The organism is Microbacterium aoyamense, assembly GCF_023155855.1.
Classification (GTDB): domain Bacteria; phylum Actinomycetota; class Actinomycetes; order Actinomycetales; family Microbacteriaceae; genus Microbacterium; species Microbacterium aoyamense.
Genome location: NZ_JAKNUT010000001.1, coordinates 339,686 through 363,254, shown reverse-complemented (window position 1 = coordinate 363,254; position 23,569 = coordinate 339,686). Strand labels below are relative to the sequence as shown.

The window sequence follows — 23,569 nt, the reverse complement described above, 5'->3', positions numbered from 1 at the left end:
CGCGTCGCACCGCTTCAACCTCGCCAACGAAGATCGAAGGAGTGACGTGGACATCCTCGGTTCCCTCATCGTCGGCTTGAGCTCAGGAGCCCTCTACGCCGTCTTCGGCGTACTGCTCACGCTCATGGCCGCTCTGACCCGCGTGATCAACTTCTCGCAGGTCGCGGTAGGTGTCTTCGGCGCCTATCTCTCATTGCGTTTCATCCCCGTCGGGCTCCCCGACTTCGCCATCGTGGTCATCGCCGTGGTCGCGAGTGCGGCGATCTCCTGTCTGCTCGGCTGGATCATCTCGACGTGGCTCGGCGAGTCGAGCACGACGGCACGATCGGCTGTGACCGTAGCGACCCTCCTGGGACTGATGTCGCTCTCGTTCATCCTCTTCGGAACTCGACCACAGGCCAACCCACCGCTGCTCATCGGCCCACTCATCTCCTTCGGAACCATCACAGTGACCAAAGTGGGGGCGGCAATGCTCCTCTTCGCGGTCGGCGTGGCAATCCTCGCGAAGGCGATTCTCACGTGGACACCGCTAGGGGTGCGTCTGCGAGCGATCTCGGATCGGCAGACGGCCGCCGAACTGATGGGCGTCAACGTCAAGGGTCTGCAGCTCCTCGTGTGGGGCGTCGTCGGAGGTCTGTCCGGCCTCATCATCTCCATCGTGGGCAACACTCAAGCATCCAGTGCCACGTCCATGATCGTCCTGCTCATTCCCGCAGCCGCCGCCGCTCTCGTCGGCGCGTTCTCCAGCCTGACGCTCACAATCGTCGGCGGGCTCCTTGTCGGTGGGCTCCAGGGCGTGCTGACGTCCTTTCCCCAGATCACCCTGTTGCGAGATTGGGTACCCCTCATCGTGATCGTCCTGTTCCTGCTCTGGAACCAGCGCAAGGAGGTGTGGGATGTCGCGCGTTGACCTCCACACCACGACGACCAGCGCCGTCGGCCCGGGATCGCCGCGCTCAGACGTGAATCGCCCCTGGGCGCCCTGGGTGATCGCGGCTGCGACCCTCGTCGTCGTGCTCGCGCTAGGGTACACGTTGCCCGCCTACTGGCTGCTGATCTCGACCTCGGTGCTGGTCGCGATGATGTCCCTCCTCGGGCTTGGGATCGTGACAGGGACAGCCGGGATGATCGCGCTCTGTCAGCTCTCCTTCGCCGCCATCGGAGGCTGGGTGCTCGACTTCCTCATGACGCAGACGGGCCTCTACGACGCGCTGGGCGGGATGGCATTCATCGTGGCGATGCTTGTCGGTGGAGTAGCCGCCGCCGTGCTCGGCTTCGTCGTGGGACTACCTGCTCTGCGACTCCGCGGCGTGAATCTTGCCGTCGTGACTCTCGGTGTCGCTGCCGCGCTGGACATGACCCTTCAGAAAGTGTCGTTCCCCGACCAGTGGTCCAATGTCCGGGTGGCGCGCCCATTCGGCATCCCCGGCGCCTCGGACCTCTCGGGCAACCGCTACTACTTCTTCTTCGTCGCTGTCGTCGTCGTCGTCGTTGCGCTGGGGATCTTCTTCCTCCAACGGGGCAGGTGGGGCGCCGGATGGCGGTCGGTCGCGTTCTCAGAGCGAGGTACCGCTTCCTCGGGCACGAGCGTGACCACCGCCAAGTTGAGCGCGTTCACCGTGAGTGCCTTCGTCGGCGGCATCGCCGGCGGTCTCATGGTCGGTCAGGTGACGACGGCGAACTACATCACGTTCCAGACGCTCAATTCGCTCGGGTTGTATGTGCTCGCGATAGCGGTCGGCGCACACTTCATCGAGATGACTCTGGTGGGGGCGCTCCTGTTCGTCCTGATCCCGGAGCTCCTCAAGCAGTTCAAGGTGCCGCTCGAGTGGTCGAGCATCGCGTTCGCGCTGCTCGGCATCCAGGCACTCACCACCAATTCCAACCTCGGTGCCGACATCCGGCGCTTGATCATTCGGCGAAAGCGGAGGCGAGGCCAAGGGGGCGCCGAACTCACGCTGTCATCGCTCGAACCGATCGGTGCCCCCGTACCCCAGGCCGCCTCGAACGTCCTCCTGGTCGTGGAGGACTTGTCGGTCCAGTTCGGAGCGGTCGCCGCGTTGTCGAGCGTGTCGGTCGACGTGCGCGAGGGCGAGATCCTGGGCCTGATCGGACCGAACGGGGCGGGCAAGTCCACATTCATCGACGCGCTTTCCGGGTTCCTGCCACACCACACCGGAAGCATCTCGATCGAGGGCCTTGCGCTGGATCGAATGGCGCCGAACCGGATTGCGCGCGCCGGACTCCGCAGAACCTTCCAGCAGGATCGTGTGCCCTCCACCATGACCGTCGGCACCTACATGTCCTTCGTCGCAGGGCGGGGTGTTGATCGCGCCGAGGTCGAGGAAGTGGCGACATTCTTCGGATGCCCGCCGCTCGCAACGCCGTTGCAGCTCGTCGATGTCGGAACTCGCCGGCTCATAGAGGTCGCCGCGAACGTTGCAGCCAAGCCTCGGCTGCTCCTGCTGGATGAACCTGCCGCGGGGCTGTCGCACGAGGAGCATCTCGCTTTCGCGGATCGTCTCCGCGCGGTCCCGGAGCGTTTCGGTGTCACTCTGCTGATCGTCGAGCATGACCTCGACCTCGTCCGGAGCGTGTGCGCCAACCTGGTCGTGCTCAACTTCGGTCAAGTGCTCGCGGTCGGCGCGACCGAGGCGGTCATGTCCGATCCAGCAGTGCTGAAGGCCTATATGGGAGAGAGCGAGATGATCTCATGAGCCTGCTGCTCGAGGACGTCACGGTCCGCAGGGGAGTCGGTCCCGTCATCTCGGGAGTCTCGATGGAAGTCGTACCCGGCGAGATCACGACGATCGTCGGCCCCAATGGGGCGGGCAAGACGAGCCTTCTGGAAGCCATCTCTGGCATCGTTCCGAGCGTCTCGGGACAGATCACGATCGACTCGACCGACGTGCGACGACTCTCCCGGAGGAGGCGCGCGCTCGCCGGGATCAAACATGTCGAGCAAGGTCGTGCGATCTTTCCCTCGCTCACCGTGCGAGAGAACCTTCGGCTCGCTTCACGCACCAAGGCGGATCTGGAATCCGCTCTCCACCTCTTCCCGGAGTTGGAGAAGCGCATCGACAGTCCGACTGTGCTGCTGTCCGGCGGCGAGCAGCAGATGGTCGTGCTTGCTCGAGCTTTCGCATCGAAGCCGAAGTACCTCCTCATCGACGAGATGTCTCTCGGCCTCGCACCCGTGGTCTTTCTCCGCCTCATCCCGACGATCAAGCAGATCGCCTCGACAGGAGTCGGCGTGTTGCTTGTCGAGCAGTTCGCGCATCTCGCTCTCGGGGTCGCATCCAGCGCATTGGTGGTCACCGGCGGAAAGGTGTCCTTCCAAGGCGCGCCGGCGGAACTGCTGTCAGACGAGGACCGCCTCCGCAAGGCGTATCTCGGATGACGTCGAAGGCCGCGGTGCCCGCGCGCGAGATCCACGCTCGACGCGCGGGCATCGCCTCGCGTCTCGCGCCGATCCCGGAGGACGCAAGGTGATGAACTGATGGATGCTTCGACCACGGCACGCCAGGTCGTCTTCGACGGAGTCGGCGCGGTGCGGATCGACTCGATCGGACTGCCGTCGTTGGGTCACGACGACGTGCTCGTCCGGATCGCCATGGTCGGAATCTGCGCCACCGATCTTCATCTGTTGGCCGGCCACATCGGCGACCCTTTTCCTCTTGTCCCCGGACACGAGTTCGTCGGTGAAGTGGCCGCCCTCGGTGACGGAGCGCGGGTGAAGCGGGGCATCGCTGTCGGGGACCATGTCGCGGTGGAGATGCTCCTCCCGTGTGGCGCGTGCGCGCGGTGTCGCGAGGGACGCTACAACCTCTGCGAGAAAGACGCTCCGGCATCCGGACGCGACGGTGGGCGCCAGTACGGCGTCAACATCCCCCGCACGACGGCCCCTGGACTTTGGGGCGGATACGCCGAGTACCTGTTCGCTCCCGACGCCGCCGTGATTCACACAATGCCGTCTGGTCTCCCATGGGATCACGCCGTCCTGGTCGAGCCGCTCGCGGTCGCCCACCGAGCCCTCGCACGAGGGCGGCTGCGTCCGGGGGAGGATGTCGTCATCATCGGGCCGGGACCAGTGGGCCTGCTGGCGGCCGCCGCTGCTCGCGCTTCGGGCGCCGGCCGCGTGATCATCGTCGGGACACGTCCGTCTCGACTCGCGTTGGCGCGACGATTCGGCGCAGACGCCATCGTCGACTCCACCACTGTCGAGGACCTGCCCGGTGCGGTCCGCGACGTCCTCGGCGGACAGCTCCCCGACCTCGTCGTCGAAACCGCAGGAGTCGTGAACGCGCAGGTCGATGCCGTGCGATCCGTGAGGCGAGGCGGACGCGTCGTTCTCGCGGGTGCCTGCGGAGCCGGCCAAACCCTCGGTGTGCTCGCCGACGAGGATCTGCTCACTCGCGAAATCGATGTACTCCCCAGTTTCCTCTCAGCGGGTGGCTTCGAGCCCGCCATCGCCCAGCTCAACCGCGGAGAGTTCCCTTTCCACGAACTCGTCACACACAGGTTCGCACTCGACGACGTCGAGCGAGCATTCTCGCTCATCGAATCGCGTGCGGACGGCGTCGTGAAAGCCGTGCTCGAACCCCGAAGAACAAAGGAGTGACCCTGATGACCTCTGCATCCACGGATCCGGCCCTCGAAGAATGGCGGACGTACGACGAGTTCGCCGCAGGCATCGACACTTATCGACTGCCGAATGTGTCGCTCGACGGGCAGTCGATCCGCATCGTGTTGGATGACGGCAGCGCGATCGAGCTCGCCTTCGCAGCGGACTCGGTCACGTGGAGCGCTGACGGTACGATCGCAACACCCTCGGGAACGCAGGATCCCTACGACGCCGTTCACGTGCGTCAGGGGGTGTTCTTCGTGAACCTTCCCTTGGCCAGTCGCGACCGGACGGCGCTCACTCTCGTGTTCTCGACGACGACGCATCGCGCTCTCGCGGTGCTGTCCACGATCGCGAGCGAGGCAGTCGAAGGCGTCCCTCAGGTGGGTCAGGTCTTCTGGGCGGGCACCCTCGACGGCGGCGAGGCGCGGGGCGATACGCCGGCAGCGAGTCGGGACCTCATCGGAAAGCGCAACGTCTACCGGTACAGCCCGAATCACCTGTACGAGCATGTCTACCTGTCGAGCGAGCGCTATTGCTGGCAGTGCATCGAAGGTGTGCAGCGCGGACATGGCGATACGGATCTCTCCACCGTCTGGAAGTTCGACGAGGGCCTCTACCTCTTCTGCTTCCGCGAGTTCAGGATCGCCGTCGCCAGTGTGTGGCTCCATGATCTGGGCTACCCGCTCAGGACCACGGGGATCTTCCTCGGCCTCAACGGCGCAGGTGAAGCTGAGCACTCGCGCGCCGGCGGCCACATCTATCCGCTCGGTTCTGTTTCCTACCCCGACGCACAACCTGTTTGAGGAGCCTCATGAGCAACGCCGACATCGTTCGTTCCCACTACGCCGCCTCCGACCGCGGTGACCTCGAGGGCATGCTCGCGCCCCTTGCCGAGAATGTTCGGTGGACGGAGGCGGCCGGTTTCCCCTACGCGGGAACCTACGTCGGCCCACAGGCCGTCGCCGAGAACGTCTTCGCCCGGATCCAACAGGATTGGGACGGATTCACCTTGACGATCGACGAGGTCGTCGACGGCGGCGATGTCGTGGTGGGACTCGGCACCTACGCCGGGACCAATCGAACGACGGGACGCGCGTTCACCGCTCGCGTCGCGCACGTGTGGCGCCTCGCCGACGGACGAGTGATGGAGTTCGAACAGGTGACTGACACCGAATTGGTCAACGCGGCCACGCGGCAGTTCTGACGGGCGGAGTCAACGCAGATCGCACCGCCACCGCGTTTCGCCGTCGATGGTCCGCACCGCGCTGCCATCGGGGAGGACGAGATCACCCTCGACTCCATCGGGCAGAGAGCTGTGAATCGTGAACTCGCCATCGACCAGTTCCCACTCGCACGACACGACGCCGCGGGGAGTCTCCAGCCGTGTCCGTGCCCACGTGATCCCTGGACCGGGCACAGGCTGGATGCGCACGCGAGAGTATCCCGGTTCCGCGGGGCGCACACCACCGACCACCTGATAGACCCAATCGGCGACGGCGCCGAGCGCGTAATGATTGAAGCTCGTCATCTCGCCCGCGTTGACGGTTCCGTCGGGGAGCATGGAGTCCCAACGCTCCCAGATGGTCGTGGCTCCCATCGTGATGGGGTAGAGCCACGAAGGGCACTCGCGCTCGAGCAAGAGGGCGTAGGCGTCGTCGACATGCCCGGTCTCGGACAGGGCCCACGTCACGAACGGGGTGCCGGCGAAGCCGGTCGTGACTCGATAGTCAGCCGCGCGCACGAGCTCCGCGAGCCGGTCGCCGGCGCGAGCGAGATCGGGATCGTCCAACAGGCCGAAGACGATGGCGAGTGCATAGACCGTCGCGCAGTCGGAGAGGACGATCCCGCCATCCACGTAGTGCTGGTTGAATGCCGCCCTCGTCGTCTCCGCGAGTCGACGCCAGCGCGCGGCATCCTCGTCCGCGCCCAGGATCGTCGCGGCCTCCGCGGCGAACGATGCGGATCGGTAGAGGCAGGCCGTCGCGACGACCGAGGGATCCGCCTTCGCCGCGGCCGGATCCTCCGGCGGTGCGTCCGGATCGAGCCAATCGCCGAGCTGATTGCCGAGATCCCAGAGACCGGATGCCGAGACGTCCCGCTCGGCAGAGCCCAGGTGCAACACCATGGCCGGGTAATGGGCGGCGAGCCGCTCGCGATCGCCGTACGCGTGCCACAGCGCCTGCGGCACCCAGACCGCCGCGTCGCCCCACACCGCGGTCGCACGATGCCACGGGAGTGAGAAGCCGTCAGGGAAGTTCGCGTACTTCAGCACATCGGGGACCGTCAATGGGACGATGCCTCCGTCAGCATGCTCCGTCTCGACGAAGAGATCTCGCAGCCATCCGTCGAGGAAGTCAGCGGAATCGAACTGGAACGCAGCCGATGCGGCATAGGCCGCGATGTCGCCGGTCCAGCCGAGTCGCTCGTCACGCTGCGGGCAATCGGTCGGCACGCTCAGGAAGTTCCCCTTCTGACCCCACACGGAGTTGTGGATCAGCTGGTTGACCAGGGGCTCCGAACACTCGAAAGTGCCGATGCGCTTCATCTCGGAGTGGACGACCACCGCTTCGAACGAGTCGAGGTCGATGTCGCCGGGCCAACCCGACACCTCGACGTAGCGGAATCCGTGGAACGTGAGGGTGGGCTCGAAGGTGTCGAGTCCACCGGAGAGCACGAAGACGTCGGTCGCGGCGGCTCCACGCAGCGGTCGGGTGCCGAGCTCGCCGTCCTCGAGGACCTCGGCGTGTCGCAACGTCACCTCATGCCCGGACTCACCCTGGACTGTGCAGCGCACCCAGCCGACCAAGTTCTGACCGAAGTCGACGAGAACGCTTCCGCTCGGCGACAGCTGAACCGACATGGGCTTCAGCGTTTCCTGGCGCATGACCAGCGGCGCGGACTGCGGGAAGAGAGTGCGCCTGTCGATGTCGGTGACCCTGGCCTCGAGAGGGCCGGCCGCACCGCGGGCATCGATCGTCTGCCCGTTGTAGAGGGAGCTGCGGATCCCGGAGTCTTCGGCGGTCCACTCGGGTCCGGTCGCGATGGTCTGCTGCGAACCGTCCGCATACTCGATCGTGAGCGCGGCTGCGACGCTGATCTCGTCGCCATAGTTCGCATTCGCTCGAGCGAATCCGAGATCGCCCCGGTACCAGCCGTCGGCGAGGAGGAGCTCGAGACGCAGCTCGCTGCCCGAGCCGGCGGCGAGCTGTCCGCGAACATCGAACGTCTGATAGGCGAGACGCCACTCGTACGAGGTCCATCCAGGATTCAGCACGGATTCCGTGACGGGCTCGCCGTCGAGGGATGCCTCGTAGACGCCGTGCGCCGTCGCATGGAGCGTCGCTCGGGTGATGCGATCTCGCGGTTGATCGAGTGCGGAGACCGTCCGGAATCGCACGACCGCGTTGCGGGGAGTGTCCGCCGTCAGGAAGGCGGCCGCGGCGAGTGCGATGTCGTCGACGGGGGCGGTCGTCACGTCGTCGTCCTTTCGTCGGGGTGGATCTGAGCGGCGATGCAGGAGGCCGGGTTCGATGAGGATCACGTCGGCGCTCGCGGAGAGGCATCCTCCTCGATCGACCCGCGGTGCGAGCCACCTTATACCAATCGATGAATGGTATTAAACCCAGACGTGATCACCGCCCGACGCGGCGAGTCCTAGGCGGGAGGATGCTCCGTGTCGTCACCCTGCGTCATCAGGCGCCAGAGCGTCTTCAGCCGGCTGGGCATATCGACCTGATCCGGTTGAAGGAGCCACTGCAACTGCAGCCCGTCTGCCGCGGCGACCATCAACGACGCCAGGTCGTCGGCATCCAGCTCCGCCGGCACTTCGCCGGCGTCCTGTCGACTCTGGATGTCGGCGCGCAACTCGCCGCGAAGCCAGTCGTAACGCGATTCGAAGAACGACCGCGCGACGCTCGACTCGTCGACGCTCTCGGCCGACATCGTAACGAAGAGCCTCACCAGGCCCGGTTCTTCGACGTTGTGCTCGACGGCCGAGATCAGATGGTCCACCGAGTGCAGGTGCCGATGGTGGACGGGATCGCCGTCGCGATCATCACGCCGACGGATCACCTCGAGGAACAACTCCTGCTTACTGCTGAAGTGGTGGAGCAACCCTGCCTGACTGAGACCCGATTCGCGCGCGATCTCACGGACGGAGGCGCGGTCGTACCCGCGTCGGGCGAAGTGCTCGAGCGCGACGGTGAGGATCTCCTCCCGCTTTGCCACGCCCTTCGCGTAGGGGCCTCGTTCCGCCATAGTGCGCCATGGTAGCCCCAATGGAGTCGATCCGTCGGCATCTGTCTCAGTTCGAACACAAGTCACCGGTAGGTATTGACGGCTCGACTGGCCGTCGTTTATGTTCGCTAACACCAATCGTTGATTTGTTTTCAGCGGTCAGTGCCCGTCGCACCAAAAGACGGCTTACAGAGAGGTAAGTGATGTCCGAAGTCTCACGACGCTCGCGCGCACTCGCGGCGGCCGGCGTCATCGCAGCAGTCACACTGGTCGCCGGCTGTTCCGGCGGCGGCAGCAGCGACAGCGAGGGTCCCGTGACCCTGGAATGGTTCCAAGGATCCGGCGTGGAAACCAACATCGCGACAGCGGAGGCGCTCGCGGATGCCTTCAACGCCAGCCAGTCCGACGTGGTCGTGGAGGTAGACGCCTCAGGGCCGAGCGACTCGGCCGCGCTGGACAATCTGATGAAGACGCGGCTGGCGACCAACGAGATGCCCGACATGTTCTGGTACAACAGCGGCTCGCTGCTCCAGGCGCTCAACCCCGACCAGACGATGCTCAACATCGCCGACGAAGACTTCGTCGCCGGCCTGGACGACGCCTGGGTCGCCGCCGTATCGACGGCGGACGGCGTCTTCGGAGTGCCTGTGCAGACAGCCGGCGGCGGCGGAATCTTCTACAACATCCCGCTTTACGAAGAACTCGGCCTCGAGGTCCCGACGACGTGGGACGAGTTCCTGGCGAACTCGGACGCCATCAAGGCGTCCGGGCACACCGCCGTTCAGCAGACGTACGGCGACGCGTGGACGTCCCAGATCATCACGCTCGCCGACTTCTACAACATCTGGGCGAGCGACAACGAGTGGGCCGAGCAGTACACCGCCAATGAAGTGAACTTCGCGGACGACCCGGTCGCCCTGCAGAGCTTCACCAAGCTGCAGGACATCTACGAGGGGGGCTACATGAACGAAGACTTCGCTTCTGCCCTGCTCAATGATGGGCTCGAAGCGGTGGCCACGGGAACTGCCGGGCACTACCCGATGCTCGGATTCGCGCAGGCGACCATCGCGACCAACTGGCCGGAGCACCTGGAGGATGTCGGATTCTTCGGCATCCCGGGCGATTCGGCAGAGGACGCCGGCATGACGGTGTGGATGCCGCCCGCTCTTTATGCGCCTGCGAACACCGAGCACCCGGACGAAGTGAAGCAGTTCATGGCGTTCGTGGCGAGCCCGGAGGGCTGCGACGCGGTGACGGAGGCTCTGGGTGCCACGGGTGCCTACCTCGTGGAAGGGTGCAGCGTTCCCGAGGACGCGCCACGCATCGTCGCCGACTGGGCGCCGTACTTCGACAACGCCAAGATCGCGCCCGCACTCGAGTTCCTCTCACCAGTCAAGGGCCCGAACCTGATGCAGATCGACGTCGAGATCGGCACCGGAGTGCGCGACGGCAAGAGCGGAGCCGAACTCTACGACGCCGACGCGACGAAGCAGGCGCAGCAGCTCGGCCTACCCGGCTGGTGAGCTCCAGTCCACAATGATCCGGGGGTCGCCCTCATGCGATGAGGGCGACCCCCGGCACCAACGAAGGTGACACCATGGCTACCCTTGCGCCTCCCGATACGACAGAGACCCTGGTCGCTGTTCCGGGCAAGCGACCGCCGCGACGCAAGTACGCGAACCGGCTGTACCCCCACTGGTTCCTGCTGCCGGGAGCAGCGATCTTCTTCGTGCTGTTCATCGCGCCTACCTTCGCGTCGTTCTATTACGCGTTCACGCGATGGACGCTGTTCGAAGTGGAGTTCATCGGCTTCGACAACTTCGTGACGTTCTTCACGGACCCACAGCTGAGCAAGGGCTTCACGAATACCCTCATCTTCGGCACGCTGACGTCCGGCCTGAAAGTCGTGCTGGGATTGCTCATCGGCGTTCTCCTCACATCCGACATCTCGGCCAGAGGATACCTGCGAGCGGTGGTGTTCTTCCCCGTGCTCGTGAGCACCGTCGGTGTCGGCATCACGTTCCAGGCCTTGATGGACCCCTACGACGGAGTGATCAACAAGACGCTCGCGCTGTTCGGCATCGACGGGCCGGGTTGGCTCACCGATCCCAGCCTCGCCCTGTACTCGATCATCGGGGTGGACGTCTGGAGGGGAGTCGGGCTCGCAGCCCTCATCTACATGGCGGGTCTCGTAGCGATTCCTCAGGAGTACTACGAGGCCGCCAAGGTCGACGGCGCCAACGGGTGGCACCGGTTCTGGGGTATCACCCTTCCGCTCGTGCGACCCGCGACGACGACGGTCATCATCCTGTCTCTGATCGGTGGACTCCGAGAGTTCCAGTTGATCTGGGTGATGACGGGTGGTGGACCGGGGTTCGCGAGCGACGTGCTCGCCTCGGTGATCTACAAGCAGTACGCCTACGGGTTCTTCGGCCTGTCCACAGCCGGCAACGTGGTGCTGTTCGTCGTCGTTAGTGCGATCATTCTGCCGCTGTTCTGGTGGCTCAACAGAAAGCAGACGGAGCTGTGAGCTCGACCGTGAGGCGTCATGTGATCGGAAGTGCGGCCGTGGTCGTGTCGGCCGTGGTCTTCCTCGTCCCGTTCGCCTTCATCGTCGTCCAATCGTTCAAGACCGGCCCTGACTCTGCGAGCCTCGGCTTCACGTGGCCGATCGACTTCGTCCTGTGGGAGAACATCGTCACCGTCTTCCAGACGCGTGACTACATGCTCATCACCGCGTTCGTGAACAGCACGATCCTCACCGTGCTCTCAGTCTCGATCATGGTCGTGCTGTCGGCGATGATCGGGTGGGTGCTCGCTCGCCGGCCCTCGCGATGGAACGGCATCATCACGTTCTTCATCCTCGCCGGGCTCATCGTCCCGCCGGCGATCGTCCCCACGGCGTGGGTCATGCAGTCGCTCGGGATCTTCAACACGATCTTCGGACTCGCTCTGATCGAGGTCGCATACGGCATGTCTTTCTGCGTGCTGCTCTTCCGCGCCTTCGTGTCGAACATCCCTCGCGAGCTCGATGAGGCGGCGACGATCGACGGAGCGGGAGCGATCCGCGTGTTCTTCCAAGTGGCGTTCCCGCTCCTTCGCAGCGTGATCGTCACGGCGATCGTGGTGCAATCCGTCGCGGTGTTCAACGACTTCGCCAACCCTCTCTACTTCCTTCCCGGAGAGGAGAACGCGACGGTCCAGCTGACGCTGTTCAACTTCCAGAGCCAGTTCCAGACGACATGGAACCTCCTCTTCACCGACATCCTCCTCATCACGATCCCTCCCCTCGTGATGTACATCTTCTTCAACCGCCAGATCGTTGCGGGTATGACCTCGGGTGCCATCAAGGGCTGACCCGCGTTGGTCGACGACACCGGCGGTCGCTGCCGGTGCGGTGCGACCTGGCCGAAAGGATGCGCCATGACCGTTCCCACCGAACAGCAGCTCGCCGCTCGCTGCGGGAAGCTCTCGCTCGAGGAGAAGATCCAGCTGCTGACGGGACGTGACTCCTGGTCGACGTGGCCGATGGAGAAGATCGGCCTGCACTCGATCGTGATGTCCGACGGCCCGGCGGGGGTGCGTGGCGACGCCTGGGACGAGCGCTCCCCGTCGATCAACCTGCCGTCGCCGACGGCGGCCGCCGCCGCATGGGATCGGCGACTCATACGTCGCTACGGTGAGGCTCTCGGAAGCGAGGCCACCCGGAAGAACGTCCACGTCGTCCTCGGCCCCACGATCAACATCCAGCGCACACCGTACGGCGGGCGTCACTTCGAAGCATTCAGCGAGGACCCCGTCCTCACGGGAATCCTCGCTGCGGAGTACGTGAAGGGCGTGCAGTCCTTCGGAGTGGGTGCGACCATCAAGCACTACATCGCCAACGACTCCGAGACCGACCGCTTCACCGTGGACGTCCAGGTCGACGAGCGAACACTCCGCGAGGTCTACCTCCTGGCGTTCGAAGAGCCGATCGTCCATGGTGGATCGTGGCTGGTGATGAGCGCTTACAACTCGGTCAACGGAGCCTCTGCGTCCGAGAACGTCCTCCTCGAGACGCCCCTGAACGCGGAGTGGGCCTTCGACGGGCTCGTCGTGAGCGACTGGACCGCCGTGCGTTCGCTCGAGAGTGCGAAGGTCCCTCAGGACCTCGCGATGCCCGGCCCGAGCAGTGCATGGAGCGAATCGCTCATCGACGCCGTACGCGCCGGAGAGATCGATGAAGCGCTCATCGACCGCAAGGTCGTGAGGCTCTTGCGACTCGCGGCCCGGGTCGGCGCACTGCACGTGGATGAGGCGGACGACCGGGCCGCACCGCTGCCCGAGGTCGAACTGCGTGACGTGGCGAGGGAGTCAGCGATCGCCGGGACGGTGCTGTTGAAGAACGACGGTATCCTGCCTCTCGTCGCGCCCGCGTCGATCGCCGTCATCGGCGAGGGCGCCGTGATCGCACGGACGCAGGGAGGCGGCAGTGCGACCGTCATCCCGTCGTCGGTCGTCACGCCTCTGGAGGGGGTTCGTGCGGCCTTCCCGGACTCATCCGTCACCTGGGCGCAGGGAGCCGTCGTGCAGCGGGGCCTTGCCGACCTCGCGGACGGGACCTTCACTTCGGGCGGGGTCGCAGGGATGGCGGTGAAGTACTACTCGGGCGGGGCGCTGCTCGCCGAGGAGGTCCGCCGCGCATCGGGCATCGTCTCGTTCGACGCACACGCCCTCGCCGCGAAGTCCGACCTCATCGAGTTCACCCTCACCTATGCGCCGGGGGTCGTATCGTCCTCCGTCGCCCTCGGAGTGGCGGGTCTCTGCGACTTCGAGGTGCTGGTCGGCGGCTCCGCGATCGCCACCGGCGAGTTGAGACTCGATGCCGCCGACGACCCGGCCGCTGCTGTTCTGCATCCGCCGAGCGCGGTCTTCACCGCACCGATCGAGGACGGCAGAGTCGATCTGACGGTGCGTTTCGTCCCGAAGCTGGGCGAGATGGGCGTCGCGATGTCGTTCCGCGTGGGCACCCCTCCGAGCGAGCGCTCCGCCGACGAGCTCATCGCCGAGGCCGTCGCTGCTGCCGGGGACGCGGACGTCGCGATCGTCGTCGTGTCGACGTCGTCCGAAGTGGAGTCGGAGGGCTTTGATCGCAATACGCTTGCACTGCCGGGAACTCAGGATGCTCTCGTCCGCGCCATTGCGGCGGCGAACCCGCGCACGGTCGTCGTCGTGAACACGGGTGCACCGGTCACTCTGCCCTGGCGCCACGACGTCGCGGCCATCCTGTCCATGTGGTTTCCGGGCCAGGAGTTCGGGCATGCTCTCGGTGACGTCCTCACCGGCGCAAGTGAGCCGCGTGGCAGGTTGCCCATGACGTGGCCCGATGCCGAAGACCGCGTTCCGGTCTCGAACGTCGCGCCGAGGAACGGAGTGCTGAACTATGCGGAGGGAATCCACGTCGGGTACCGAGCCTGGCTGCGCGAGCGGGCCGAGCCGGCGTATTCATTCGGATTCGGTCTCGGGTACACCACCTGGGACGTCGAGAGCGTCGAGGTCGTCGACGACGCGCGCGACGACGTGTCGGTTCGGGTGACCGTGCGCAACACTGGCCCGAGAGCCGGTTCGAGCGTCGTGCAGGCGTATCTCCGACGCGAGTCGGAGTCGTCCGTGGATCGGCCGGAACGGTGGCTCGCCGGATTCGAGGCAGTCTCGGCAGAGGCCGGAGAGTCGGTGGATGTCGCAATGGAGATTCCGCGTCGACGATTCGCGCACTGGGACGGTACATGGTCCGTCGAACCGGGAGAGTTCGCGCTGATGGTCGGATTCTCGAGCGACGACATCCGCTCCACCGTCGACGTCGCGGTGTGACGCCGTGTCGGGGATGAGCGCGGTGGCGCATACGGGGGAACGGAAACGCGACGTCGGGCTCGTTGAGAGAGGGCGCGGCTGATGAAGATCGTGGTGGTCGGCGCCGGAATAGGCGGCCTCACACTCGCGCTCAGCCTTCGGGCCACGGGTAACACGGATGTCACGGTCTACGAGCGCGCGAAAGAGGTGCGCGGGCTCGGGGTGGGCATCAATCTGCTTCCGCACGCGATGCGGGAGCTCACCGAGATCGGCATGGCGGATCGCATCGCCGGCATCGGAACAGCGCCCCACGCTCTCGCGTACTACAACCGCCACGGGCAGCAGATCTGGCGCGAGCCGCGCGGACTCGCCGCGGGATATCGATGGCCGCAGCAGTCGGTCCACCGGGGAGAGTTGCAGCTTGCGCTCCGCGATGCGGTGCAGGAGCGCCTCGGCGACGTCATCAGACTCGATAATCGTCTGACGGATCTGGATGCCGCGGGCAAGCGGCCGCGGGCGCGCTTCGACAGCGCCGGCCAGCAGATCGACGTCGAAGCCGACCTGATCGTCGCGGCGGAGGGCATACACTCCGCCGCGCGGGCGATGCACTATCCCGCCGAGGGCGCACCGCCGTGGAGCGGGCTCACGCTGTGGCGCGGGATCGCCGACGCGCCAGTCTTCCTCGACGGGCGCACCATGATCATGGCAGGCGACGGCGAACAGAAGTTCGTCGCGTATCCGCTCTCGGCGCCCGACGCATCCGGGCGCTCGCGCATCAACTTCATCGCAGAGCTGCGCGGACCGGGCGTCGCGGACGCCGACTGGAATCGCGCCGTCGACGCGAGCCCGATCGCCGAGCTGTTCCGAGACTGGCGGTTCGACTGGATCGATGTGCCCGCGATCATCCGCTCATCCGAGGAGCTGTTCGAGTATCCGATGGTCGACCGAGACCCGCTGCCGCGCTGGACCTTCGGTCGCACGACGCTTCTCGGCGACGCCGCCCACGCGATGTATCCGAACGGCTCGAACGGAGCTTCGCAGGCGATCATCGACGCCCGGACGCTCGCTTTCCACCTCGCCACGGCCGGCTCGATCGACGAGGCGCTCGCGGCGTACGAGTTGGATCGTCGTCCCGCCATGACGTCCCTGCTCGCGAGCACCCGCAGCGCGGGCCCGGAGCGGGTCATGCAGATCGCTGCGGAGCGCGCACCGCGCGGCTTCGTGGACATCCACGACGTCATCGCCGCTGACGAGCTCGACGACATCGCCAACGGCTACAAGCGGGCAGCTGGCTTCCTGCCGGAACTCCTCAACGCCCGTCCGTCGCTCACACCGGGAGCGGCATCATGATGCGGTCGGCCCCGTTCGAGGGACTCCCGATCCCCGCGCTCGTGCACGCGTTCGACGTCGAAGTGCGTCTCGGCGCGATCGAGGATCACGGGTCCACGCGGTCCGGTCATCGTCGGGTGGTCCCGATCATCGGCGGCCGGATCGAAGGAGAACTGGATGCGGAGATCCTGCCGGGCGGCGCGGATTGGCAGATCGTCCGGGCCGACGGCGCGATCGACCTGGACGCCCGCTACTCCGCGAGAACTCCTGCCGGCGAGCTCCTCTACCTCCACGCGCTCGGCGTGCGGAGCGGGCCGCCGGATGTTCTGGCAGCTCTTCTCCGCGGGGCGATCGTCGCCCCCGAGGACTACTACTTCCGCACGACCGTACGTGTGGAGACCTCCTCGCCGCGGCTGGCACACCTCGAGCATTCCTTGTACATCGCGGCCGCCGAGCGCCGCGCATCCACCGTCGCCTACTCGGCCTATCGAGTGAGCTGACCAGACCCGAGCCTCGCGAGGAGCGACATGTCCCATTCCGAAACCGACTCGACCATCCCCGGCCCGCACGGAGACATCCCGCTGCGGGTCTATCGCCCCGACGGCAAACCTCGCGCCGGCCTGGTCTGGCTGCATGGGGGCGCGTTCTCGCACAATGACATCAACGTCCCCGAGGCGCATTGGGTCGCCGGCCTGCTCGCGGATGCCGGAATCGTGACGGTCGCCATCGACTACCGTCTCGCCAACGACGGCATCCACTTCCCGGTGCTCACAGACGAATGCCTGGCGGGATGGGATTGGGCGGTGTCCGAGGGCTTCGGGGTGCGCGAGGGGGACTGGCACGTCGGGGGAGGGAGCGCGGGTGCGAATCTCGCGGCATCCGTCGCTCTCCAGCTCCGGGATGGACGGCAGGCGCTGCCCAAGTCGCTGGTGCTGATCTACGGCGTCCAGCATCCCGAACTGCCCGAGCCGTCCGCTGAACTGCGCGGACAGCTCGACCTGCTCTCGCCCGAGGCGATCTACTCACCCGAAGTGGTGCGGGAGATGAATCTCAACTACGTCGGGCCCGCGGAGATGCTCTCCCACCCTTACACCTTCCCCGCGAACGCCGACCTTCATGATCTGCCTCCGACGTTAATCGTCAACAGCGAGCGCGACCAACTGCGGGCGTCCGGTGAGGCGTTCGCGGCGCAGCTCGCTCTCGCTGGGGTGGACATCGCCTTGATTCGCGAGCGGGACGTGGAACACGGCCACCTCAACTTTCCCGAGGTCCCGGGCGCGCGGCGGACAGTCGAGCGGATCGTTCGCTGGATCAATGGAGTCGGTGCTGTCTGGATCTGAGTTTCGGACGGGTCGGCGACGGACCGGACGGCAGCGTCTCGTGCGAGCTGCGACGATTCGAGCCGGTCGGGCTGTCTCGGCGAACCGCGTCAGGTCAGCGGCGCTTCCACCGATCGATCCCGCCGCCGTATCCCTCGATGGGGTAGGCCGCGTACGCGAAACGGGTGCCGTCGGGGTTCCAACTGTTGACGTTGAGGGTGCCCTGGCCGCCGAAGAGGGTGACGACGTCCCGGATTCCGGTTCCGTCCGCGTTCATGATCCGGATCAGCAGCTCGACGTCGGCGGGGTGACTCTCCGTCCCGGGCGCGTAACTCAGGTAAAGCACGCGCGTCCCTGCGGGGTCGAAATGCGGAAACCAATTCACTCGGTCGTCGAATGTCAGCTGCTCGTGAGCACTCCCGTCGGGTCGCATCCGGAACAGTTGAGCGTGGCCGGGAACGATCGCGGCTTCTTCCGAGTTGTAGTAGATCCACTGCGCATCCCTTGAGAACTCGGGGCCGTCGAAGTGCACCGTCTCGTTGTCCGTGAGGTAGAAGTCCTCACCGCCCGCGGTCGGAATGGTGGCCAGGCGGATACGTCCTCGAGGATTCGGGTCTTCGCCGACGGCATGCGTCGCAACGTAGGCGAGCGTCTGGCCATCGGGAGAGACTCCGTGCAGCCAGTAGAAGTAGGTCATGTCTGCGGGGAAGTCGTTCGAGATCTTTCGTACCGGGCCACCCGCGATCGGCACGCTGTACAAAGTGCCCGCGGCGCTGAAGTGTACGAACTCTCCGTCGGGGGACAGGATGTGGTCGTTGTTCACATGCGTCACGCCCGGCGTCTCTATGGCGTGCAGCGCGCCGCTGCGCAGATCGAGGAAGTAGAGTCCGCCGCGGCTGTTGAGCACGAGTCCGGTTCCGTCCGGCGTCCAGTTGGGCGCCTCGAAAAGCTCTTCCGACTCGAATACGACCTCTGCAGACCCGCCGTCGACGTCGGCGACGATGATCTGAGTGGTCTGGTGGGGTTGCAGGTCCTGTCGGCCTGGATACCGACCCGTCTGGAAAAGGGGGATGTCATTGGTCATGGTCGTCCTCTGGTTGATTTCGCTTCAGAATCGTTTCGCGTGTGTCGCCCGCTATAGGCACGCCGCGGCGGTGAGCCGTAATGGCACTCGGGCTCACGCCATGCCGGCCAACCCTCGATACGCGCGAATGCCCCGCATGACGGCCTCATGATCTGACTCCTCGGCGTCCGTCAGGCCCGAGAGCGCTACAGTGCCGACCAGAGCGTCGCCGCTCCGAAGCGGCACCGCGCCGCTCGCAGCGGCGAACTGGTCGGATTCGAGCCACGCTGGATTCTCTCCGGCCAACCGAGTCGTGAGCGCCACCTCGAAGCTCGAGACACCGCTCTTGAGGACGGCGTTCCGTTTGCGTTCGACCCAGACGTCGTTCTCGGCGGACGTTCCTTCGAATGCGAAATGGAACACCCGCTGCTGGCCGAAGTGAACCGCGATCGTGACGGATAGGAGCTCGCGATCGCAGTGCGCAGCGATCGATTCCCCGACCTTCCGTGCCGTCGTGATGTCGAGCGCAGAGAATGACAGCAATGCCGATTCGCCGCGGACCTTCTCAAGGGTCCGGACGCGCTCTTCTTCATCCATCAGATCTCCCTGATCCGTATGTTGCGCCAACGGCATGCGGCACCACGACCCCATCGCGCATGGCCCATACCGGGGTCGTTGTCGTGCACCTCGAACGCGATGTGCCCGCGCTCGCCGAGCAGCGACCACACGGATTCCGGGTCGTAGCCCGGCCACACGATGGCAGAGGAGTCCACTTCGGCGATGAGAACGTCGTTCACCCAGGTCGTCACCGTCGGGGGAGTTCCTTCGCACCGGATACGCAGGTGGTTCCAGTCGCCCCACCGCCAGGCGGCGAGGAACCCCGAGGCGTCCGCTGCGCGAGTAAGCATCGCGCGCTTGGCCGCGGTGATCGGTTCGGCGGTCGTCGCCGGATCGTCTTCCACCAGCCCGACTGGGTTGCCGGCCGCATCAAGACGTGCGGCGATGTTGAACGGGACGCCGTGGAAGCCCCCGATGCCGTTGCCGTAGAAGCCCCCGATCGAGCCCGACTGCCGGTGATCGACCAGGACCTGGAACCCCTCCCACGTGTCGCGTTGCCGGCGTATCATCACACCCGTGTCCGCGGGCCAGTCCGGCTTCATCTCCAGCTCGAGTTCGAAGGAGCTGAAGGTGCGTTCGCTGACCAGGTATCCGCCCCACCCGGGCGCGTCCTCGGGCTGGCGACCGACGATCGCGCCGTCCTCGACCGTCCATACGGCTGGGTGACGTGCGGCAACGGTGTTGTAGTCGCGCGGCAGCGCCGTGAGAACATCGAGCACGTCGGGACCATCTGGTCGCACTGTTCCGTAGATTCGCGGAGCGGCGAACCATCCCGTGAGGCTGTGGCCGTCGAAGAGCGACTCGGAGTTGCTCATGCTGCGGCACCCGAGACGGTGCGCTTGACGTTGGCGGCCGCGTAGATCGCGTCGATGACCTCCATCGTGGCGACGTAGTCGTCACCCTCGGTGTCGGCCGGCTCGCCGGTTTCGAGCGCTCTCACGACGGCGTCGAGTTCGTGATCATAGGTCTCGCGTCCTGCGACGGTCCATGTACGTGTCACTCCATCGATCACGGTGCGAACACTGTGGCCGAGGTGAGGCAGGACGAGATTGTCCACGCTCAGTGTGCCGCGCTCGCCGGTCACGAAGACGGGAGCACGAAACGAGACGCCGGGCGCCATGCTGGCGTGGAGTGAGCCGGTTGCATCCGCGTGAGGGCCGGTGTCGAAACGCAACTGCGCGTCGATCGTGATGTCTGCTCCGAGTTCGTTCGGGGTGTACGTCGCGCCCATCACGATCGGCTCGGCGCCGCCGAGCTCTCTCAGCCAGTGCACGGGGTAACAGCCGAGGTCCATGAGGGCCCCGCCGCCCAGCTCAGGAACGTGTCTGATGGACGTGGGGGAGTACGGGTTGTCCGCCGTGAAGGACGCGGCGATGGACACGATCTTGCCGAGAGCGCCCGAGTCGATAACTTCCTTCACCGCTGCGGTGAGCGGGTGATAGTGATCGTGGAAGGCCTCGATGAGGTGCCGCCCCGTTCGCGTGGCGACCGCCGCTGCTGAACGGGCCTGCGCGGCATCCATCGAAATCGGCTTCTCGCACAGCACGTCCTTGCCCGTCTCGAGCGCCGCGATCGACCAACGGATGTGCTCCGACGGCGGCAGAGCCACGTAGACGAGGTCGATATCGTCCGCGGCCAGGAGCGCGTCGTAGCCGTCGTACGCGCGCGGGATACCGTGCACCCGCGCATACTCTGCCGCGGACTCGAGGGAGCGCGCCGCGATCGCGATGACCTCCATGTCGGAGCGTCGGCGCACAGGGTGGATCAACGCCTGCGGGGCAATGCCGGCGGCTCCGAGGATTCCGATGCGGATCACGCCGGCTCGCTCTCGTTGATCGGGTACTCGACGAATGCGATCCGCTCGCCGTCCGGCGACCAACTGGGCACATTCATAGTGCCCTGGCCGCCGAGCAGTCGACGGAGATCGCGCACACCAGTGCCGTCGGCGTTGCAGATCCTCACGATGACGTCCCTGTCTGCGGGATGCCCCTCGGTGCCAGGGGGGAAGCTCACGTACGCGAGACGACTACCGTCGGGGGACGGATGCGGGAACCAGTTCACACGCTCGTCGCTCGTGAGCTGAGTCGCCTCGGAACCATCGCGGCGCATACGGAAAAGCTGGGCGTGACCGGGTCGAGTGCGGGCGCGTTCCGAGTTGAAGTAGATCCATTCTCCATCGGGCGAGTACTCCGAGCCGTCATCGGGGAACTCGTCATCGGTCAGCTGCGCGTCGGGGCCGCCGACCGCCGGGATGACAAAAACGTTCGGGGGTGCCCAGACACCGTTGTCGTCCGCGGTCAGGCCGATGTACGCCAGCTCCCGGCCGTCCGGGCTGACCCCGTGTAGGAAATGGAGTCGACCATCCTCGTTGTCGTTGGTGATGCGAACGGGCTCGCCGCCTGCGAGAGGAGCCCGATAGATGTGCCAGTCGTTCGCGGACACGAACACGTGCTCTCCATCGGGGTCCAGCACGTGATCGTTGTTGAGCTCCGGCAGGTCGCCGAAGTTGATGCGGACGGGATCCCCGCCGTCGAGGTCGAGCCGGAACAGATGCCCGTCGCCGTTGATGAACAGAGCCGTGCCGTCGAGTGACCAGTTCGGCGCCTCGTAGAGGATCTCGGTCGACTCGTGGATGACGGTTGTCTCGCCGCTGTCGACGTCGACCGTCAGAACGCGCGAGCGCTGACCGGGCGCGAGTGTGCGTGCCATGCGATGTCCTTCTGAGAGAGAGTGGGCAGGGGGCTTACTTCAGTGCGCCGGCGGAGAGACCCCGCTCGAAGAGCTTCTGCAGGCAGAGGTACGCGACGATCAAAGGAATCGCCGTGATGACGGCCGAGGCGAGCACCTTCGTCTGGTCGTCGTTGTACTGCCCCTGGAAGAAGCTCGGAACCTGCGTGACGACCTGAGAACCGGCATCCTGCAGGAAGATGAGCGGCAGCAGATACGAGTTCCATGCGCTGATCAGCGTCAGCACGATCACCGCTGCGGCGATCGGACGGGTCAGGGGGAGGACCACGTGCCAGAACGCGCGCCAGGTGTTGGCGCCATCGATGCGCGCGGCCTCGATGAGCGCGTCCGGGATCCCGTTCATGAATGTCCGCGTGATGAGGATCGTGAACGGGATCTGTAGAGCCGCGAGCGGCAGGACGACCGCCCAGTACGTGTTGTAGAGGTTCGTGGAAGTCGCCGTGACGAACAGCGGTGTGACGAGCACGATCTCAGGAAGGGTAAGGGCCGCGAGAAGCACCCAGAAGAAGAATTCCTTGCCTCGGATGTGCAGCTTCGCGAATCCGAACGCCGCGAGCATCGTGCACAGTAGCGCAATGGCGATCGTGAGGGCCGAGATGATCGCGCTGTTGAGGAAGAACGACGGGAGCAGAGGAAGTGAGAGGACCGCGGCGTAGTTGCCCCAGCCCTGTCCGGCGAAGGAGCCCTGCACCATGACGATGAGCGGGATCAGGAACGGCACCGTGAGCAGAATGATGACGATATAGATCGTGGACTTACCTAGCCAGGTGCGTGCTTCGAGCATCAGCGGATTCCCTTCTTCGTCTTCGTCTTCGCCTGACGCTCCTCATTGCTGCGGAGGCTCAGGAGGATGGCCATTCCGAGCGCCAGGACGAGCAAGATGATCGACAGTGCCGACGCGTAGCCGACGTCTCCGAGCGGAACCGCCTGGCGGTAGATGTATGTGCCGAGGAACTCGGTCGAGAAGTTCGGACCACCCGCTGTGACGAGATACGGGATGTCGAAGAGCTTCAGGGTGCCGATCGCGCTCAGCATTGCGAGCGCGACGATCGTTCCGCGGATCGACGGGATGATGATGCTCCACACGATGCGGATGTTTCCGGCACCGTCCAGTCGAGCGGCTTCGATCACGTCGGTCTCGACCTGACTGATCGCCGCGTAGTAGAGGATGAATGAGATCCCAGTCGTGTTCCAGATCTGCATGATGATGAGCGCGCCGAGCGCCGTGCTCGATTGAGCGAGCCAGGGCTGCGCAATGAAGCCGAGACCGACTGCTCGCAGGAATTCGTTGATCGGCCCGTCGCCGGCGAACAGGATACGGAAGACCGGCGCCATGATGGCGGGCGCCAGCACGACCGGGATGAAGATGATGACCTTGAACAGACCGCTTAGGCGGATGCGGGAGTGCAGGAGCACAGCGAGCGCGATGCCGAGCACGGACTGCACGACGAAGGTCACGACGAAGTAGATCAGCGTGTGCTGCAGCGTGCCCCAGAAGATCGGGTCGGACAGCGCGCGAAGGTAGTTGTCGAGACCGATGAATCGCTGGATCGGGCTGATGCCGTTCCAGTCCAGCAGCGAGACCCAACTGTTGTATCCGATGCAGAAGTAGACCAGTCCGCTGGAGACGACGAGCGCGGGAAGGATCCAAGGGAATCCGAACGTGCGGGTCGTCGAGCGGCGGCGGCGGCCCGCCGGGGCTCGATCGTCTGATCGCGCCCCGGCGCCGGTCGGAGGGACGGAGGCGTCAGTACCTCGTACTCGTATGTCAGTCATTTCCGTCCTTCTTCCAGATGCAAC

General features: G+C 65.5%; 22 protein-coding genes. 13 read left to right on the top strand and 9 right to left on the bottom strand.

Annotated features, from left to right (window positions below; all coding sequences use genetic code 11):
- Positions 1-46: 46 nt before the first annotated feature.
- The 6 genes from MA876_RS02135 (at position 47) to MA876_RS02110 (ending at position 5,831) form a co-directional block, all read left to right on the top strand.
- Positions 47-910: an ABC transporter permease subunit gene (locus MA876_RS02135; RefSeq protein ID WP_248145632.1), complete on the top strand. Its 864-nt coding sequence runs from the start codon at positions 47-49 to the stop codon at positions 908-910.
- Positions 897-2,717: a branched-chain amino acid ABC transporter ATP-binding protein/permease gene (locus MA876_RS02130; RefSeq protein WP_248145631.1), complete on the top strand. Its 1,821-nt coding sequence runs from the start codon at positions 897-899 to the stop codon at positions 2,715-2,717. The genes MA876_RS02135 and MA876_RS02130 overlap by 14 nt, the downstream gene beginning before the upstream one ends.
- Positions 2,714-3,400 carry an ABC transporter ATP-binding protein gene (locus MA876_RS02125; protein WP_248145630.1) on the top strand — a complete coding sequence of 229 codons (687 nt, stop codon included), beginning with the start codon at positions 2,714-2,716 and terminating at the stop codon, positions 3,398-3,400. Before MA876_RS02130 ends, MA876_RS02125 begins: the two co-directional genes overlap by 4 nt.
- A gap of 99 nt (positions 3,401-3,499) precedes the next feature.
- Positions 3,500-4,621 (top strand): zinc-dependent alcohol dehydrogenase, encoded by a 1,122-nt coding sequence (locus MA876_RS02120; RefSeq protein ID WP_248145629.1) that lies wholly within the window; start codon positions 3,500-3,502, stop codon positions 4,619-4,621.
- 5 nt (positions 4,622-4,626) lie between these two features.
- The gene (locus MA876_RS02115; protein ID WP_248145628.1) at positions 4,627-5,430 is read left to right on the top strand and encodes a MoaF C-terminal domain-containing protein; all 804 of its coding nucleotides are present in this window, start codon (positions 4,627-4,629) and stop codon (positions 5,428-5,430) included.
- A gap of 8 nt (positions 5,431-5,438) precedes the next feature.
- Complete coding sequence (locus MA876_RS02110; protein ID WP_248145626.1) at positions 5,439-5,831, top strand: nuclear transport factor 2 family protein; 393 nt, start codon at positions 5,439-5,441, stop codon at positions 5,829-5,831.
- Between the two features lie 9 nt (positions 5,832-5,840).
- Here MA876_RS02110 and MA876_RS02105 read toward each other — a convergent pair whose 3' ends face one another.
- Positions 5,841-8,102 (bottom strand): alpha-L-rhamnosidase, encoded by a 2,262-nt coding sequence (locus MA876_RS02105; RefSeq protein WP_248145624.1) that lies wholly within the window; start codon positions 8,100-8,102, stop codon positions 5,841-5,843.
- Between the two features lie 179 nt (positions 8,103-8,281).
- A complete protein-coding gene (locus tag MA876_RS02100; protein ID WP_248145622.1) occupies positions 8,282-8,854 on the bottom strand; it encodes a TetR family transcriptional regulator in 573 nt (190 codons plus the stop codon).
- A gap of 353 nt (positions 8,855-9,207) precedes the next feature.
- On the opposite strand from MA876_RS02100, the gene MA876_RS02095 reads away from it, so the two are divergent.
- From MA876_RS02095 to MA876_RS02065, 7 genes are all read left to right on the top strand, one after another.
- Positions 9,208-10,386 (top strand): ABC transporter substrate-binding protein, encoded by a 1,179-nt coding sequence (locus tag MA876_RS02095; RefSeq protein WP_248145620.1) that lies wholly within the window; start codon positions 9,208-9,210, stop codon positions 10,384-10,386.
- A gap of 74 nt (positions 10,387-10,460) precedes the next feature.
- On the top strand, positions 10,461-11,393 hold the full coding sequence (locus tag MA876_RS02090) for a carbohydrate ABC transporter permease (protein WP_248145618.1): 933 nt from the start codon (positions 10,461-10,463) through the stop codon (positions 11,391-11,393).
- A 20-nt stretch (positions 11,394-11,413) separates the two neighbouring features.
- Positions 11,414-12,220 (top strand): carbohydrate ABC transporter permease, encoded by an 807-nt coding sequence (locus MA876_RS02085; RefSeq protein WP_248145616.1) that lies wholly within the window; start codon positions 11,414-11,416, stop codon positions 12,218-12,220.
- 66 nt (positions 12,221-12,286) lie between these two features.
- On the top strand, positions 12,287-14,713 hold the full coding sequence (locus tag MA876_RS02080; RefSeq protein WP_248145614.1) for a beta-glucosidase family protein: 2,427 nt from the start codon (positions 12,287-12,289) through the stop codon (positions 14,711-14,713).
- 81 nt (positions 14,714-14,794) lie between these two features.
- Positions 14,795-16,042, top strand: coding sequence for a flavin-dependent oxidoreductase (locus MA876_RS02075; RefSeq protein WP_248145612.1), 1,248 nt, complete (start codon positions 14,795-14,797; stop codon positions 16,040-16,042).
- Positions 16,039-16,521: a DUF3237 domain-containing protein gene (locus MA876_RS02070; RefSeq protein WP_248145611.1), complete on the top strand. Its 483-nt coding sequence runs from the start codon at positions 16,039-16,041 to the stop codon at positions 16,519-16,521. The genes MA876_RS02075 and MA876_RS02070 overlap by 4 nt, the downstream gene beginning before the upstream one ends.
- 27 nt (positions 16,522-16,548) lie before the next feature.
- Positions 16,549-17,361 carry an alpha/beta hydrolase gene (locus MA876_RS02065; RefSeq protein WP_248145610.1) on the top strand — a complete coding sequence of 271 codons (813 nt, stop codon included), beginning with the start codon at positions 16,549-16,551 and terminating at the stop codon, positions 17,359-17,361.
- A 94-nt stretch (positions 17,362-17,455) separates the two neighbouring features.
- Here the strand turns inward: MA876_RS02065 and MA876_RS02060 are convergent, their stop codons facing one another.
- The 7 genes from MA876_RS02060 to MA876_RS02030 form a co-directional block, all read right to left on the bottom strand.
- Positions 17,456-18,424, bottom strand: coding sequence for a TolB family protein (locus tag MA876_RS02060; RefSeq protein WP_248145609.1), 969 nt, complete (start codon positions 18,422-18,424; stop codon positions 17,456-17,458).
- Positions 18,425-18,517: 93 nt separating this feature from the next.
- A complete protein-coding gene (locus tag MA876_RS02055) occupies positions 18,518-19,000 on the bottom strand; it encodes a heme-binding protein (RefSeq protein WP_248145608.1) in 483 nt (160 codons plus the stop codon).
- The gene (locus tag MA876_RS02050) at positions 19,000-19,836 is read right to left on the bottom strand and encodes a 3-keto-disaccharide hydrolase (protein ID WP_248145607.1); all 837 of its coding nucleotides are present in this window, start codon (positions 19,834-19,836) and stop codon (positions 19,000-19,002) included. Before MA876_RS02050 ends, MA876_RS02055 begins: the two co-directional genes overlap by 1 nt.
- Entirely contained in the window at positions 19,833-20,837 is a 1,005-nt protein-coding gene (locus MA876_RS02045; protein WP_248145606.1) for a Gfo/Idh/MocA family protein, read from the bottom strand. Before MA876_RS02045 ends, MA876_RS02050 begins: the two co-directional genes overlap by 4 nt.
- Complete coding sequence (locus tag MA876_RS02040) at positions 20,834-21,730, bottom strand: TolB family protein (protein ID WP_248145605.1); 897 nt, start codon at positions 21,728-21,730, stop codon at positions 20,834-20,836. Before MA876_RS02040 ends, MA876_RS02045 begins: the two co-directional genes overlap by 4 nt.
- 34 nt (positions 21,731-21,764) lie before the next feature.
- A complete protein-coding gene (locus tag MA876_RS02035) occupies positions 21,765-22,553 on the bottom strand; it encodes a carbohydrate ABC transporter permease (RefSeq protein ID WP_248145603.1) in 789 nt (262 codons plus the stop codon).
- Positions 22,553-23,545 (bottom strand): carbohydrate ABC transporter permease, encoded by a 993-nt coding sequence (locus MA876_RS02030; protein ID WP_248145601.1) that lies wholly within the window; start codon positions 23,543-23,545, stop codon positions 22,553-22,555. Before MA876_RS02030 ends, MA876_RS02035 begins: the two co-directional genes overlap by 1 nt.
- Between the last annotated feature and the right edge of the window lie 24 nt (positions 23,546-23,569).